This window comes from Solirubrobacter soli DSM 22325, assembly GCF_000423665.1.
In the GTDB taxonomy this organism is placed as follows: domain Bacteria; phylum Actinomycetota; class Thermoleophilia; order Solirubrobacterales; family Solirubrobacteraceae; genus Solirubrobacter; species Solirubrobacter soli.
Window position 1 is genome coordinate 38,686 of the sequence record NZ_KE384071.1, and the last position, 15,961, is coordinate 54,646.

Below are 15,961 nucleotides of genomic sequence, written 5' to 3' on the forward strand. Positions count from 1 at the left end.
GTGAAATGCCCACGTACCTGACTCCCGGCGTTTACGTCGAGGAGGTTCCGTCCGCGAACAAGCCGATCGAGGGCGTGAGCACGTCGATCGCTGCGTTCGTGGGCTTGGCGCCGGGCGGCCCGGTCAACACGCCGATGCGGATCTCGAACTGGACCCAGTTCGCGAAGATCTACGGCGACCCGAACGAGCCGGACAACGGGCCGTTCATGGAGGGCGCGTACCTCGCGCACTCCGTCTATGGGTTCTTCCAGAACGGCGGGACCCTGTGTTGGATCGTCCGCGTCGGCGAGGACGGCGGCTCCAACGGCTCCGGTCCCGCGGCGCGCGCCGCGCTGCCGGCGGCGGCGGACTCGTCGGTCGAGACGTACAGCGCGGTCGCACTGGCCGCCGGCGACGTCGAGGTCGAGATCACCGAGGAGCCGTCCGCGGGCGACGGCGCCGACAAGACCTACACGGTCAAGGTCAGCTCGGGCTCCGACAAGGAGGAGTTCACGGGGCTGTCGACCAAGAAGGGCCGGACCAACCTGGCCACGAAGGTCAACGCCCAGTCCAAGCTGATCAAGATCGAGGACACCGGCGCGTCGCTGCCCGAGGCGCAGCGGGCTCCCGCCCTCGGCACGTTCAAGCTGTCGGCCCCGTCGATCGCCCCCACGGCGGTCAAGGGCTCGCACTTCGCCGGCGACGTCGCCCGGCGCAAGGGCCTCGGCGGCCTCGCCGCCGTCGACGAGATCACGATGGTGGTCGCGCCCGACATCGTCAAGCTGATCGGCGAGGACGGCGACGACACGCAGTTCCGTGACCTCCAGGGGAAGCTGATCGCGCACGCCGAGGGCTCGGGCGATCGCATGGCGATCCTCGACACCCCGCCGAACCTGATCCCGCAGGAAGTGCTCGAGTGGCGCATGAACACCGCGGGCTATGACTCCAAGTTCGCGGCGCTCTACTACCCGTGGATCGAGGTTCAGGATCCGCTGACCAACCAGCCGATCATGATCCCGCCGTCCGGCCACGTGGCCGGCCTGTGGTGCCGCACGGACTCGACGCGCGGCGTGCACAAGGCGCCGGCGAACGAGGTCGCGCTCGGCGCCAACGGCCTCGGCTTCCAGGTCACGCAGGCGGAGCAGGGCGGCCTGAACAAGGTCGGCATCAACTGCATCCGCGCGTTCCCGGGCCGCGGCATCCGCGTCTGGGGCGCCCGCACGATGTCGAGCGACCCCGAGTGGCGCTACATCAACGTTCGCCGCCTGTTCAACTTCGTCTCCGAGAGCATCATGGAGGGGACGCAGTGGAGCGTGTTCGAGCCCAACGACGAGAAGCTGTGGATCCAGCTTCGGATCGCGGCGACGAACTTCCTCACGCGTGTGTGGAGCGACGGGGCGCTGTTCGGCTCCACCCCGGCGCAGGCGTTCTACGTCAAGTGCGACTCGGAGACCAACCCGCCCGAAGTGATCGAGGCCGGGCAGGTCATCTGCGAGATCGGCATCGCGCCCGTGAAGCCGGCCGAGTTCGTGATCTTCCGGCTGAGCCAGTTCAGCGGCGGCGAAGGCGCCGAAGTCTCCGAGTAGTCGACTGGGTTCGAGTAGAAAGGAACGACCGGCATGCCGGCTAATGACAAGGAAGCACACGTCCCAATTTGGTTCACCTTGAAGATCGGCGGCGCTGAGGCCGCAGGGTTCTTCAAGGAGGCCACGGGCTTCGACTCCGAGTCCGAGGTCACCGAGATCAAGCGGTCGATGCCGAACGGCAAGACCGACGTGATCAAGGCCATGGGCAACACCAAGTGGGGCGACATCGAGCTCAAGCGCGGCGTCGACCAGGACAAGACGCTCTGGAACTGGCGCAAGATGATCGTCGACGGGCAGCTCAAGGAAGCCCGTAAGGACTGCACGGTCACGATGCTCGACTACATGGGCTCGCCCGTCGTCACGTACTCGATCGTCAACGCCTGGCCGAAGAAGTACACGGGTGTCGGCCTCAAGGCCGACTCGAACGAAGTGGCCGTGGAGGGCATCACGCTCTGCCACGAGGGCTTCGAGATCCAGTAAAGCCGTGAAGTCGGAGTACGCCTTCACCCTGCCGCGTGGGCTCGTCGACAGCGCCGGCAACGTGCACCGCGAGGGCACGATGCGGCTGGCGACGGCCCGCGACGAGATCGAGCCGTTGCGAAGCGTCGAGGTGCGCCAGAACGAGGCGTATCTCTCGGTGCTGCTGCTCGCCCGGACGGTCACGCGGATCGGGGAGTTCACAGAGATCACCCCCGAGTTGGTGGAAGGTCTGTACGCCGCCGATTTCGACCACCTCCAGCGCCTCTACGAGCGGATCAACTCCGACGGAGAGGCGGTGGGGGTGGTGTCGTGCCCAGTGTGTTCGGAGCAGTTCGAAGTGGACTTGACCGAAATAGAGGACGGCCGCCTGGGGGAATGATGCGGCCGTCTCCCGAGGAATTGCTCGGGGAGACGGCCCGCCTTGCCTACCACCTCCACTGGCCGCTCGAGACCATCCTCGATCTCGAGCACGCCGACCGCCGCCGCTTCCTCCGCGAAGCAGAGTCCCTCGCCGTCGCGTCGGGGGACTTCGAGTACGTGACCGAGGAATAGACCTTCATGGCCGACGAGACTCCCCCCGACTCCCCCCGCAAGCCCGTCCGCATGGGCCTCCGCGTGGTCGCCCGCCACAGCGCCGGGCGCTACGGCGGTCGCGCGCTCGCGCGTGAAGTGGCCGAGTCGCACCGGCCCAAGCACCTCGACGCGTCGACGCGCCTCTCGCGCTCCGCGTCGCTCGCCCCGCCCGCCCCTCCCGCTCCGCCCTCGGCGGCCGCGCCGGCTCCCGCTCCCGCTGCTCCCGCCGCCCCTTCGGCTCCTGAGGCGCCGAGCGCCCCGGCCGCCGGGGACACCGGCTACATGCGCCCGGACTGGGTGCCGACGAGCATGAGCGACTTCGCCGCCCAGTGGATGTTCGGCGACCAGCAGGCCGCGAGCTCGGACCTGATCTCCATGGCCCAGGCCGAGAAGATGCCCGAGCCGACCAAGGAGCAGCGCGTCGCGCGCTTCATCGCCCGAGGCGGGTTGGAGCGCTCCCGCGGCGCCCGCATCGTCGAAGGCGCCGGCACCGGTGCACCGGTCAGCGACGAGGAGCTCGGCATCGCGCGCACGGCCGCGTCCGAGGAGGAGCCCGCGGCGCCGCGGCGCCTCTCGTCGCGCCCGCCGGCCGAGGCTCCCGCCTCCGTCGCCCGCGCGGTCGACACGTCGAGCCCCGCCGCCCCCGCGATCCCCTCGCCGAGCACGCCGTCGATCGCGCGCACCCCGGCCGAGGACCTCTCGGCCGACGAGCCGCCGGCCCCGACGGAACGCACCGTCGCGCGTCGCCTCTCGACGCGCCCGATCACTCCGTCCGTCGCCCGCACCCCGGCAGCCGACGCCCCGACGCCCGCGCCGGACGAGGGGACGCCGGCCTCCTCGATCTCCACGTCGGCCCCGTCGATCGCCGACGCCCCGGCCGCCGAATCGCCGACCTCCTCGTCGAGCGCGTCGATCGCCCGCACCCCGGCCGACCCCGCGCCGGACCTGCCCGAAGCGGACGAGCCGCCGTCGCCGTCCGCCCCGTCGATCGCGCGCACGCCCGCGGCCACCTCGGGCCCGGCTATCGCGCGCACGCCCGCGGCCGGCACGCCCGCCGCGCCGACGTCTCTGTCCGGCCCGTCGATCGCGCGCACGCCCGCCGACACGCCCGCCACGCCGACGTCGTCGTCCGGCCCGTCGATCGCGCGCACGCCCGCCGCCGACACGCCCGCCACGCCGACATCGTCGTCCGCCCCGTCGATCGCGCGCACGCCCGCCGACACGCCCGCCACGCCGACGTCGTCGTCCGGCCCGTCGATCGCGCGCACGCCCGCCGCCGACACGCCCGCCACGCCGACATCGTCGTCCGCCCCGTCGATCGCGCGCACGCCCGCCGACACGCCCGCCACGCCGACGTCGTCGTCCGCCCCGTCGATCGCGCGCACGCCCGCCGACACGCCCTCGTCCCCGCCGGCCTCGTCGTCGGGCCCGGCCATCGCGCGCACGCCGGCCGCCGACACGCCCGCCACGCCGACGTCGTCGTCCGGCCCGTCGATCGCGCGCACGCCCGCCGACACGCCCGCCACGCCGACGTCGTCGTCCGGCCCGTCGATCGCGCGCACGCCCGCCGCCGACACCTCCGCCACGCCGACGTCCTCGTCCGGCCCGTCGATCGCGCGCACGCCCGCCGACACGCCCTCGTCCCCGCCGGCCACTCCGACCTCGTCCGGCCCGTCGATCGCGCGCACGCCCGCGTCATCGCCGCCCGCCGCCGACACGCCCTCGTCGCCGCCGGCCGCGCCCGCCTCGTCCGGCCCGGCCATCGCACGCACCCCTTCGCCCGCCGCCGACGACGCGTCCGACTCGCCGACGTCCGGGCCGTCGATCGCGCGCACGCCCGCCGCCGACGCTCCCTCGCCGACGTCCGGCCCGGCCATCGCGCGCACGCCGTCGGTCGCCGAGGACGGCTCCGGCACCCCCCCGTCCCCCTCGGCCACCCCGACCTCGTCGGCCGGTCCCTCGTCGCCGGCCGCCGTCGCGCGGTCGCCGCTCGATGCGCCGCCGCCGGTCGCGTCGGCGGCGGAGCTCGACCTGCCGGCGGTGCCGACCGGTCCGGTGAAGATCTCGCGCAAGGCCGTCGCGGCCGAGCCGCCGCGGCCGGTGGTGCGGCGTGTCGCGCGCAGCGTCGAGCCGCCGATCATCCCCGTCGAGCCGGCTGCGGCCGAACCCGAGCCGGAGCAGGTCGCCGAGACGCTGCCGGTGCCGTACGTCGCCCGGACGGAGGAACCGCGACGCGGGATCTTCCGGCGGATGCTCGACCGCCTGACCGGCGGCGACGACGACACGCCCGACGACGGGGACATGCCCGAGGCGGAGTTGCCCGAGGAACTGCCCGAGGCCGACGCGGACACGTCCGCGCCGACGTTGAGCCGCAGTGCGGCCGCGCCGTCGGCCGGCGCGAGCGGCCCGACGGTGAGCCGCACCGCGGCCGCCGGCGCGACGTCGCCGACCGCCGCCGGACCAACGCTCAGCCGCAGCGCCGCCGAAGGCGCGACGTCGCCGGCCACCACTGGCGGGCCGGCCCGCGCCGCGAGCGGACCGACCCTGAGCCGCAGCGCGGCCGCGGGCGCGACGTCGCCGACCGCCGCCGGACCGACCCCGAGCAGCAGCGGCGCCGCCGGCGCGACGTCGCCGACCGCCGCCGGACCGACCCTGAGCCGCAGCAGCGCCGCCGGCGCGAGCTCGCCGACCGCCGCCGGACCGACCCTGAGCCGCACCAGCGCCGCCGCCGCGAGCTCGCCGACCGGCGCCGGACCGACCCTCAGCCGCAGCGCCGCCGCCGGCCAGACCTCGCCGACCGCCGCCGGGCAGACGTCGCCGCCCTCCGCCGGCCCGACCCTGAGCCGCAGCAGCGCCGCCGGCGCGACGTCGCCGACCTCCGCCGGCACGGCGCGCAGCCGTAGCGGCGCCGCCGGCGCGACGTCGCCGACCGGCGCCGGACCGACCCTGAGCCGCAGCGCCGCCGCCGGCGCGACCTCGCCGCCCGGCGCGGGACCCGACGCCGCCGCCGGCCAGTCGTCGCCCACCGGTGCGGGACCCACCCTCCGCCGCAGCGCCGCCGCCGCGGGACCCATCGGCGCCGCCGGCGCGACCTCGCCGACCGCCGCCGGACCGACCCTCAGCCGCACCGCTGACGTGGGCGACGAGTCGGCCACGGCCGAGCCGAGCCGGAGCCGCAGCGCAGCCGACGCCTCGACGCTGCCGGCCGACGAGGGCGACGGCTCCGCGGCTGCGTCCCCCTACGCGGGCGACGACTTCGAGGGCGACGCGGCCGCGCTGTCCGCCGACGCCTCCGGCGCGACGTTGAGCCGGAGCGCTGCCGGTGACGACGTGCCCGCGGCCCGGCCGACCGTGAGCCGCAGAGCAGGCGACGTGTCCGCCACGGGCCCCGTCCCGGCGGCGCTCAGCCGCAGCGCGGCCGCGCCGAGCGCGAGCTCGGCGGCCGGCCCGGCCCTGAGCCGCAGCACGGCCGCGCCGAGCGCGACCTCCCCGGCCGGGGGCCGCAGCGCGGCGCAGCCGTCCGCGGGCCGCGCGGCGCTGAGCCGCTCGGCCTCCCGCGCGACCGTCAGCCGCACGCCGGCTCCGCGCCCGACGGTCAGCCGCAGCGCCGCCGACGAAGACCTTGCCGGCGACGCCGGCGGCCCCGGGCTGCCCTTCGGCGACGCCGCGGCCCCCGAACTCCCGATCGATGGCGGCACGCCGAGCCTCGCCCGCCAGGCGCTCGAGCACGCGTCCGACGGAGCGACCGCGCTCGCCCCGGCGGCGCGCCCGATGGTCAGCCGCGTCGCGCAGCCCGAGCAGCCGCGCCCGCACCTGCAGCTCGTCCGCACGGACAACACGCCCGCGCAGCCGACGATCTCGCGCGCGGCGGAGCGCCTCGCCGAGGCGACCGGCGGCGCGCTGGAGCAGGGCGAGGGCGGGCTGAGCACGGTGCACTTCCCGCCGCCGGGCAGCCAGGGGCAGCCGATCGACCTCTCCCACCAGCCGTACACGATCTCGCGCGAGCTCTCCGAAGGGGGCGGCGCGCCGGCGCCGAGCGCGCCGGCCGAGCAGCACACGCCGACCGAGCACCCGGAGACCGGCGACAAGAAGGAACAGATGGACCCTGAGACGATGTACGAGTACTTCATCGACCGGTTCAAGCGCGATCTGCTGATCGAACGCGAGCAACTCGGCCACCTGATCATCGACAACCCTTAGCGAGCGCCGTAAATGCCAGGAGATTCGAAGAACTCACTCGCCAGCACGACGGCCGCAGTCCACCATTCGGCCCTCTTCAAGGTCGAGTTCCAGGGCCTGACGGTCCAGGCGGGCTACTTCGCGTCGGTCACCGGCTTCTCGTCGCAGACCGACGTGCTCGAGTACCCGGAGGGCGGCCAGAACCTGTTCGTGCACCGGCTGCCGACGCGCGTCAAGCAAGGGAATATCACCCTCAAGCGGGGCGTTGTACCGGACAGTGTCCTGTTCGACTGGTACCACAAGACCACGGTCCAGGTGGAGCCGGTGACACTGGTGATCACGCTGCTGAACACGGCGATGAAGCCGGTCCGCGTGTGGAACGTGCTCAACGCGTACCCGGTGAAGTGGACGGGCGGTGACCTCAACGCGTCCTCGACGGAGATCCTGACCGAGACGCTGGAGATCGCCCACAGCGGCATGCAGATCCAGGCGGTGGCGGCATGACCTACACCCCCCCGCCCGGCGCCGCGAGCTTCGTCAAGGCCAAGCTGATCATCGACGGCGGCGCGACGCTCGACTGCTACTTCAACCCGACCGAGTACTCGCTCTCGAAGTCCAACGAGTGGAAGTACAAGCCGGTCACCGGCACGAGCTTCACCGAGCCCGAGTTCGGCGGCGGCCAGCCGCGCCAGATGGAGCTGAGCCTCCTCTTCGACCAGAGCTTCCCCCCGTACAAGATGACGGTGCGCGCGGCCACGGCGGCGCTGCTGGACGCGATGGAGGTGCCGAGCGGGAAGTCCGGCGGCACGCCCACCGCGGTCCCGCCGTTCATCACGTTCCAGTGGGGCGCGCTGATCTTCAAGGGCGCGATGACGAGCCTGACGTGCTCGTACAAGCTCTTCCGCCCCGACGGCGAGCCGATCCGCGCCGACGTCAAGCTCACGCTCAAGCAGGCGGCAGAGACCGTCAAGGGCCAGAACCCGACGACCCGCGCGCAGGCCGGCTTCGGCAGCCACCGCGTGCGCGACGGCGACACGCTGCCGTCGATCTCCTACCGCGCGTACGGCGACGCCACCCGCTGGCGGCTGATCGCCGAGGCCAACGGCGTGGACAACCCGCTGCACCTGCGCCGCGGCAGCTCGCTCGCGCTGCCGGCGCTGGAGAACTGATGCCCGCCGCGGCGAACGCAGAGCAGCACGTCGCCGGCATCGACGTCCTCGTCGGAGGCGCGAAGCTGGACCCGAAGTGGCGCGACGCGACCATCGAGGTCAAGGTCGTCGACAGCCTGACGCTGCCCGACGTCGCGCTCGTGCGGCTCAAGGACCCGACCGGCGACGCCGTCGACAACCACCCGATGCAGCTCGGCAAGGACCTCGAGATCAAGACCTCGGGGACCGGCGAGCGTGCAACCACGTCGATCTTCAAGGGCCAGATCGCGGCCGTCGAGCCCGAGTTCGGCCAGCAGGGCGTCGTGATCTCGATCCGCGCCTACGACAAGGCGCACAAGCTCAACCGCCAGCGCAAGACGCGCACGTTCCAGCAGGTCTCGGCCTCGGACATGGTCGAGAAGCTCGCGGGCGAGTCCGGCCTGCAGGCCAAGGTCACGAGCACGAGCACCGTCCACGAGTTCTTCCAGCAGTCCAACGAGACCGACTGGGACTTCGCGTGGCGGCTCGCGCTGATGGAGGACTACGAGGTCGTCGTCAAGGACACGTCGCTCGAGTTCCGCCCGGCCAACAAGGCCGCGGGGTCCCCGGTCGAGCTCAAGTACCAGGACACGCTGCTCTCGTTCCGCCCGCGCATGAGCGGGGTGCAACAGCCGCAGACGGTCAACATCCGCGCCTGGGACCCGAAGAGCAAGAAGCCCATCAGCGGCACCGCCTCCAGCCCGTCGACGTCGTCGAAGCCGGGCGTGCAGCGCTCACAGGTCGCCAACGACCTCGGCGGCGGCACCACGGCGATCGCCGACCGCGTGGCGACCACCAACGGCGAGGCCAACGCGCTCGCCAAATCCACGCTGCAGCGGATGGCCGACGCGTTCTACGAGGCCGACGGCGTCGCGCGCGGCAACCCCAAGATCAAGGCCGGCACCAAGGTCAAGGTCACCGGCGTCGGCCAGAAGTTCGGCGGCGAGTTCACCGTGACCAGCTCGACGCACCATTACCGGGGCGCGACCGGCTACCAGACCATCTTCCAGATCTCCGGCCGCTCGAGCCGGACGATCCTCGAGCTGATCCGCCCGCCGCAGGAACGCGACTGGTCGAGCACGCTCGTGGTCGGACTGGTGACCAACAACAACGATCCGGAGCAGATGGGTCGGGTGCGCGTGAAGTACCCGAGCCTCAGCGACTCCGAGGAGTCGGCGTGGGCCCGCGTCGCGACCCCGAGCACGGGCAAGGAGCGCGGCCTGCTGATGCTGCCGCAGGTCGACGAGGAGGTGATCGTCGGCTTCGAGCACGGCGACACCCGCCGCCCGATCGTCATCGGCTCGGTCTTCAACGGCAAGGACAAGCCGGGCAACGACCTCTACCAGAAGCGCGACGGCTCGTTCGCCCTGCTCTCGAACGAGAAGATCCACCAGCATTCCAAGAAGGACTTCGAGATCAAGTCCGACCAGAACATGGTCGTCGAGATCAAGCAGGACGAGAAGCACACGGTCCAGGGGAAGTACGAGCACAACACGACCGGGACCGGCAAGCTGAAGGCCCAGACCTACACGGTCGAGGCCGGCACGAGCATGACCGTCAAAGGCGTGTCGGTGACCGTCGAGGCCTCGGCCGCATTGACCCTCAAGGGCGCCACGGTGGACATCCAGGGCTCCGGCCCGGTGAACATCAAGGGCGCGATCATCAACATTGGTTAGAGTCGACCCGTGACGGAGATCATCGGATCCGGCCTCGCGTTCCCCCTCCAGGTCGACCGCCGCGGCGGCATCGCCCTGGCGCGCGACGAGCAGGACATCGACCAGGCGATCCAGCTCATCCTCGGCACCGCTCCCGGTGAACGTCCCATGCGCCCCGAGTTCGGGTGCGGCGTGCACGACTTCGTGTTCGACTCGATCGACGCGAACACGGTCGGCCGGATGGAGGACGCCATTCGCACCGCGCTGGAGCGCTGGGAGCCGCGGATCGAGGTCCAGACCGTGGACTTCGACCTCAGCCAGTCCGGCAGCGGCCTGCTGACCATCGACATCGGCTTCAAGGTGCGCGCCACCAACACCGAGCGCAACCTCGTCTACCCGTTCTACGTGATTCCTGCAGAGGAGATGGGCGAATGACTCGCGCTGCGCGCTCGCATTCGCTCGGAGTTCGCCTGGCGGCTCACTCCCGCGCTCTGACGAAAGGTTTGGCTTCGTGAGGCTCCCAGAGATCCAGCTGGACGACCGGCGGTTCCAGGATCTCGTCTCCGAGGCCAGGACCCGCATCTCGCGTGCCTGTCCGGAATGGACCGAGCACAACGTCTCGGATCCAGGCATCACGCTGATCGAGCTGTTCGCGTGGATGACCGAGATGACGATCTACCGGCTCAACCGCGTGCCGGACAAGCTCCACGTCGCGCTGCTGGATCTGCTCGGCATCCGCCTCGACGGCCCCAGCGCCGCCACCACGAGCCTGCGGTTCAAGCTCGCCGACAAGCCGCTCGAGCCGATCCTGATCGCGGGCGGCACGACCGAGGTCGGCACGCCGCGCACGGCCACCGACGAGTCGGTGATCTTCCAGGTCGACGAGGACTTCACGATCCCCGCGATGAGCCCGGCGGCCTACGTGCTGCAGCGCCACGGCCAGGTCAAGGACGTCGGCGTGGCCGACGGCGAGGCGCGCCCGACGGGTTCGGACCAGCTCGCGTTCGGCTCCCCGCCGCAGGTCGGCGACGCGCTGTACCTCGGCTTCGAGGAGCCGCTGGACCGGCTGATCGTGCAGATCGACGTCGAGGCCTCGATGGCCCGCGGCGCGGGCGTGAACCCGGAGGACCCGCCGCTGCGCTGGGAGGTCTCGCAGGCCGACGGCCAGTGGACCCCCGCGACCGTGCTCGAGGACCTCACCGGCGGCTTCAACTATGGCTCCGGGATCGTCGAGCTCGAGCTGCCGCCGCGTTCGGTCGTCGCGCCGCTCGGCGGGCACCGCCTGCACTGGCTGCGCTGCCGGATCGCGGAGACGAGCGTCTCCGGCCGCAGCGGCGCGAGCTACTCGCACGCGCCGGAGGTCTACCGGATCAGCGCCGCCCCGATGGGCGCCCGCCTGCCCTCCACCCACGCCGCCCGCATCGAGCGCGAGATCCTCGGCGTCTCGGACGGCACCCCCGGCCAGAACTTCCCGCTGCGCCACCAGCCGGTGCTCAAGCTGACGACGGGCGAGACGCTCGAGATCCAGGACCCGGAGACGGGCGACTGGTCGCGTTGGGAGAGCCGCCCGGACTTCGTCGGCTCGACGGAGTTCGACCGTCACTTCGTGCTCGACCTGGTCAGCGGCGAGGTCGAGCTCGGCCCGGCGATCCGCGAGACCCACGGCGGCTGGACGCAGTACGGCCAGGTCCCGCCCAAGGGCGCGATCCTGCGCTTCACCAGCTACCGCCACGGCGGCGGCCGCGAAGGCAACGTCACGGCCAACACGCTGAGCGTGCTCAAGAGCACGATCGCCGGCATCGACACCGTGAGCAACCCGGACGCCGCGGTCGGCGGCGTCGACGCCGAGATCATCACGCACGCCCGGCAGCGCGCCTCGATGGAGATCCGCTCGCGCTACCGCGCGGTCACCGCCGAGGACTTCGAGTTCATGGCCGGCGAGGCGAGCCCGCGCGTCGCGCGCGCCGTCTGCATCCCGCCGCGCGACGGCGGCGCGGTGCCGCTGCACCTCGTCCCGCGGATCTATCCGGCCGACCGGCGCCTGGAGTGGGCCGAGCTGATGCCGGAGGAGGACCTGCTGACCGAGGTCGCGGAATACCTCGACGACCGCCGCCTGATCGGCACCACGGTCGAGCTCAAGCCCTGCCGCTACCGCGGGCTGAGCGTCGTGGTCAACCTGCAGGCGCGTCCGCTTGCGGACACCGCGCGCGTCGAAGAGGACGTCGCGCACGCGCTCTACACGTACCTGAACCCGCTCGTGGGCGGGAATCCGACGGGTCCCGGCCAGGGCTGGCCGTTCGGGCGGGCGCTCAACCAGGGCGAGCTTTACGGTGTCGTCCACGCCGTCGACGGCGTCGAGTTCGTCCGCATCCTGCGCCTCTACGAGACCAACTTGGAGACGGGCGAGCAATCCGCGAAGCCCGCCGGCACGCATATCGTCCTGGAGCCGGACGAGCTGATGGCGTCGGGCCTGCACATCGTCAAGGCGACGCACCGCGAGGACTAGTGCCAGAGCAGTACAAGGGATCAAACGGCGAAGGCGGCAACGGCTCGAACGGGCAGCACGACAGCTCCCAGAACGGCCACGCCACCAACGGCACGGGCGAGTTCCGGGGGCCGGGCTTCGGCACGCTGATGATCCAGATGGCCTCCGGGCCGAAGGAGACGCCGCCGGTCGCGTCCACGCGCGCGTATCTGCGCAACGGCCTGCCGGCTCTGTACCAGGATGGCGATTTCGGCATGCGCTTCGTCGGCGCCCTCGAAGAGCTCCTGGATCCGATCGTCGCGGTCCTCGACGGTCTCCCGTTCCATTTCGATCCGAACTTCGCCCCGCCGGACATCCTCGAGCTGCTGGCGGCATGGTTGGGTGTGGATCTCGACGAGACGCAGAACATCAAGCACCAACGCGAGATGGTCCTGCGCTCGGCTGAGCTGGCCCGCAAGCGCGGCACGGTCGGCGGGATGGAGCTCGCGTTGAAGCTGCATTTCCCGGACGTCCCGATGCGAGTCGAAGACAACGGAGGAGTGATCTGGCACGGTCGGCCGGGTCGGGCGGAGAAGCCATCGTCGAGCTTCATCGTCTATTGCGACATCCCGGTCGACGAGACCGTGCAGGCCGCGATCGCGCGGTGCATCGAGCAACACAAGCCGGTGCACAGCACGTACCGCCTGCGCGTGAAGGCAGCGAAGAAGAAGGTTGAGTCATGAGGACGTGTCAGAGCTGCGGCAAGGAGAACCCGCCAGATCGGGATTTCTGCAGCTGCGGCGAGTACCTGCGCTGGGAGCCGACCGGCTTCGTGCAGGCGATCACCCCGGAGATGGCCGCCGAGGCGCAGGCACAGGCCGCGCCGCCCAAGGCGCCCGAACCCGCAGCCCCGACACCGCCTCCAGTCGCGCACGTCACGCCCGCCGCGCCGCCCGCCCCGACCGAGGGCGGCAACGGCAACGGCCATCACGCCGCGCCGCCGGTCCCCCCCACGCCCACGCCCGCGGAGCGCCCCGCCCCGCCGCCGCCCACGGCCGCCTCGCTGCCCGCGATCGTCCCGCCCGTGCAGCCGCCGGCGCCGACGCAGCCGCCGTCGAACAAGACGCTCGTCCGCAACCCCGCGGTCCAGCCCCCGCAGCAGGTCCCCGTCGGGGAGGCCAACGAGTCGGCCTCGATCGTGCTGCGCCTGCCCGAGGGCGAGCCGGCCAAGGGCGAGCTCCTGCACCAGGCCGTCGAGCCGGGCCAGCGCGAGCGCGTGCTGGCGCTGATCCGCAACCAGAGCGGGATCGTCGACAACTACGACATCCGCGTCGAGGGGATGCCGCAGGACTGGTGGTCGGTCTACCCGGGCACCGTCTACCTGGTCCCGTTCGGGTCCGGCGGCACCTACGAGCAGGAGGTCGAGATCCACCTGCACCCGCCGCGCGGCCCTGAGGCCGAGGCGCGGGTGTGGGATCTCAAGATCGTCGCGGACTCCAAGGCGATGCGCACGGTCGCGGCGGTCGCGCCGCTGGCGCTGCACATCCAGCCGTACATCGAGACCATGACGACGCTGCGCCCGCAGCGCAAGAAGGGCCGCCGCCGCGCGACCTTCGACGTCACCGTCTCCAACAAGGCCAACGCGCCCGTGCTGATCGCGCTCGAAGGCGAGGATCCGGACGGCGAGCTGCAGTTCGGCTTCAACCGCCCGCCGTCGGAGATCCCGGCCGGCGCGGCGATCGTCTCGCAGATGCAGGTCCGCCCGCCGAAGCAGATCTGGATCGGCCGCGCCCGCGAGCACCGCCTCGAGGTCAAGACGATCACGGGCGACGAGGCCGCCGAGCGCGCCGCGGACCAGGTCGTCGGCGCCGACGTCCTGCTCCAGGCCGGGCCGCAGCCGAAGAAGAAGTGGTACAAGCGCTCCGCGCCGCGCGTGCCGGGCATGTACCCGCCGCGGGTGTACAAGCCGCAGCTGTACCCGCCGGACGTCAACATGGGCCCGGGCGGGCTGCAGGTGCGGATGCCGCAGCTCAAGGCCCCACAGGTCCAGGGACCGCAGATGGGCTCCGTGAACGCCCAGCAGTTCATGAAGCCCGGCCAGCTCAAGCTTCCGGGCCGCGGCGGCGGCGCCCCGACGGGCCCGCTGATGCCCACGCAGGGCGTCTTCAAGCAGAAGCCGTGGCTGCCGTGGTGGCTGATCCCGCTGCTGCTGTTGCTCCTGCTCCTGCTGTTCTTCCTGCTGCGCACGCTTCCGCAGAACGTGGTCGTGCCCAACGTCGTCAACCAGAAGTCGACGTTCGACGCCGAGAAGAAGCTGACCGAGGCCGACCTCAAGCTCGACCCGAACAAGAAGGAACAGCCCACCGACAAGGCCAAGGCGGGCACGATCCTGCAGCAGACGCCGAAGGCGGGCGAGAAGGTCGAGAAGGGCACGCCGGTCGCGGTGCTCGTCGCCGTCGGCACCGGCAAGCACAGCGTCCCGGACATCACCAAGAAGACCGCGAGCGACGCGGACGCGCTCCTGCGCACCAAAGACCTGACGCTCGGTCAGGCCTCGCCGCAGCCGGTCGACCCGAAGGGCCTGATCGTCAGCCAGATCCCGGCCGCGGGCGAGATCGTCAAGGCCGGTACGCCGGTGAACATCTTCTACGCCGACCCGGCCGACGCCGCCAACAAGAAGAAGCAGAAGGACAAGGGCAAGAACGGCGCCGGTGGCGCCGGCGGTGCCGGCGGCGGCGGTGGTGGCGGCGGCGACAAGGCCGCCGCGGACATCATCATCCCCGCGATCGGCAAGGACGACCTCGACACCTACGCCAAGAAGGTCGCCGACCTGGGCATCGTCCCGAAGGTGCGCAAGGAGTTCAACGACGCGCCGAAGGGCACGCTGTTCGCGACCGACCCGCCCGGCGGCACGAAGGTCGCGCCCAAGTCGACGGTCACGCTGCTCGTCTCCGTGGGCCAGCCGCAGGTCGTCTACACCAACGGCAAGGACATCCTGCGCCTCAACGGGGCCAACGGGCAGAAGCTCGACCCGGTCGCGACGAGCCCGGACGACGAGACGAACCCGACGTGGACCGCCGACGGCGAGCACGTCGCCTACATCTCCGGCGGCCGCGTGATGCTCAAGGACCTGACGAAGAAGAACTCGGCCGCGGTCCCACTGACGCCGGACGGCCGCGAGTTCGCCGACCTCGCGTGGGCGCCGACCGGCGACCGCAACATGCTCGCGATGGACGAGATCAAGCGCGACGACCAGGACAACGTCACCGACACGAACCTCTGCCTGGCGCTGATCACGAAGGAGACCGAGATCAACTGCATCGACGAGCCGGGCTTCTCGGTGATCCGCCACCTGCACTGGGGGACGGACGGTCGGTCGATCCTCGGCGTCGGCGTCAAGAACAACACCGGGCTGGACACCTTCTTCGGCATCGTCCGCTGGAAGGTCAAGGCAGACAAGCCGGCGTTCTCGGTCGATCCCGCCGACTGGACCAAGGGCAAGTTCCTGACCGACACCGACACCTCGGGCAAGGGCGTGCTCGACGCGGAGGTCTCGCCGGACGGCAAGCGGCTCGCGCTCGTGTCGAACCTGGGCTCGTCGTTCTACCGGTTGTGGCTGGCCGACGACAAGGAGGACTTCGCGCTCTCCAGCGCCAAGCCGACCGCGGTGCGCGCGTGCAAGGTCACCTGGCGCGGCGACTCGAAGGAGCTGCTGGTCGTGACGGCCGACGCGGAGTGCCGAGAGGACGTCGCGAGCGTCGAACGCATCCCCGCCAACGATGTCCGCGACAAGAAGGAGCTGACCCCGACGGGCGATGACCCGTCGTATCAGCCTTTGACGATCGGAGGCTAAGAGGC

13 protein-coding genes are annotated in these 15,961 nt (G+C 71.7%); 12 read left to right on the top strand and 1 reads right to left on the bottom strand.

The genetic code is table 11. The annotated features are described in order from the left end of the window. Positions 1-5 precede the first annotated feature (5 nt). The 4 genes from G569_RS0136040 to G569_RS64205 are packed head-to-tail and all read left to right on the top strand — an operon-like array spanning position 6 to position 2,597. The gene (locus tag G569_RS0136040; protein ID WP_028067007.1) at positions 6-1,565 is read left to right on the top strand and encodes a phage tail sheath family protein; all 1,560 of its coding nucleotides are present in this window, start codon (positions 6-8) and stop codon (positions 1,563-1,565) included. 33 nt (positions 1,566-1,598) lie between these two features. After that, positions 1,599-2,045 (top strand): phage tail protein, encoded by a 447-nt coding sequence (locus tag G569_RS0136045; protein ID WP_028067008.1) that lies wholly within the window; start codon positions 1,599-1,601, stop codon positions 2,043-2,045. Positions 2,046-2,049: 4 nt separating this feature from the next. Then, positions 2,050-2,424 (top strand): hypothetical protein, encoded by a 375-nt coding sequence (locus G569_RS0136050; RefSeq protein WP_028067009.1) that lies wholly within the window; start codon positions 2,050-2,052, stop codon positions 2,422-2,424. Further along, a complete protein-coding gene (locus tag G569_RS64205) occupies positions 2,421-2,597 on the top strand; it encodes a hypothetical protein (protein WP_169542320.1) in 177 nt (58 codons plus the stop codon). The genes G569_RS0136050 and G569_RS64205 overlap by 4 nt, the downstream gene beginning before the upstream one ends. A gap of 299 nt (positions 2,598-2,896) precedes the next feature. Here G569_RS64205 and G569_RS0136060 read toward each other — a convergent pair whose 3' ends face one another. Further along, positions 2,897-5,773 (bottom strand): hypothetical protein, encoded by a 2,877-nt coding sequence (locus tag G569_RS0136060; protein WP_157592550.1) that lies wholly within the window; start codon positions 5,771-5,773, stop codon positions 2,897-2,899. Between G569_RS0136060 and G569_RS0136065 the strand changes: the two genes are divergently transcribed. From G569_RS0136065 to G569_RS66185, 8 genes are all read left to right on the top strand, one after another. Continuing rightward, positions 5,754-6,818, top strand: a complete 1,065-nt coding sequence (locus G569_RS0136065; RefSeq protein WP_028067011.1) for a hypothetical protein — start codon at positions 5,754-5,756, stop codon at positions 6,816-6,818. The genes G569_RS0136060 and G569_RS0136065 overlap by 20 nt on opposite strands. A 12-nt stretch (positions 6,819-6,830) precedes the next feature. Beyond that, positions 6,831-7,301, top strand: coding sequence for a phage tail protein (locus G569_RS54500; RefSeq protein WP_053227508.1), 471 nt, complete (start codon positions 6,831-6,833; stop codon positions 7,299-7,301). Further along, complete coding sequence (locus tag G569_RS54505) at positions 7,298-7,966, top strand: CIS tube protein (RefSeq protein ID WP_037501733.1); 669 nt, start codon at positions 7,298-7,300, stop codon at positions 7,964-7,966. Before G569_RS54500 ends, G569_RS54505 begins: the two co-directional genes overlap by 4 nt. Further along, positions 7,966-9,660 (top strand): VgrG-related protein, encoded by a 1,695-nt coding sequence (locus G569_RS0136080; protein ID WP_028067012.1) that lies wholly within the window; start codon positions 7,966-7,968, stop codon positions 9,658-9,660. Before G569_RS54505 ends, G569_RS0136080 begins: the two co-directional genes overlap by 1 nt. Positions 9,661-9,669: 9 nt before the next feature. After that, positions 9,670-10,074, top strand: a complete 405-nt coding sequence (locus G569_RS0136085) for a GPW/gp25 family protein (RefSeq protein ID WP_028067013.1) — start codon at positions 9,670-9,672, stop codon at positions 10,072-10,074. Positions 10,075-10,150: 76 nt separating this feature from the next. Beyond that, positions 10,151-12,145: a putative baseplate assembly protein gene (locus G569_RS0136090; protein WP_028067014.1), complete on the top strand. Its 1,995-nt coding sequence runs from the start codon at positions 10,151-10,153 to the stop codon at positions 12,143-12,145. Then, on the top strand, positions 12,145-12,846 hold the full coding sequence (locus tag G569_RS59740) for a phage tail protein (protein ID WP_053227509.1): 702 nt from the start codon (positions 12,145-12,147) through the stop codon (positions 12,844-12,846). Before G569_RS0136090 ends, G569_RS59740 begins: the two co-directional genes overlap by 1 nt. Further along, on the top strand, positions 12,843-15,956 hold the full coding sequence (locus G569_RS66185) for a PASTA domain-containing protein (RefSeq protein ID WP_028067015.1): 3,114 nt from the start codon (positions 12,843-12,845) through the stop codon (positions 15,954-15,956). Before G569_RS59740 ends, G569_RS66185 begins: the two co-directional genes overlap by 4 nt. The last annotated feature ends 5 nt before the right edge of the window (positions 15,957-15,961 follow it).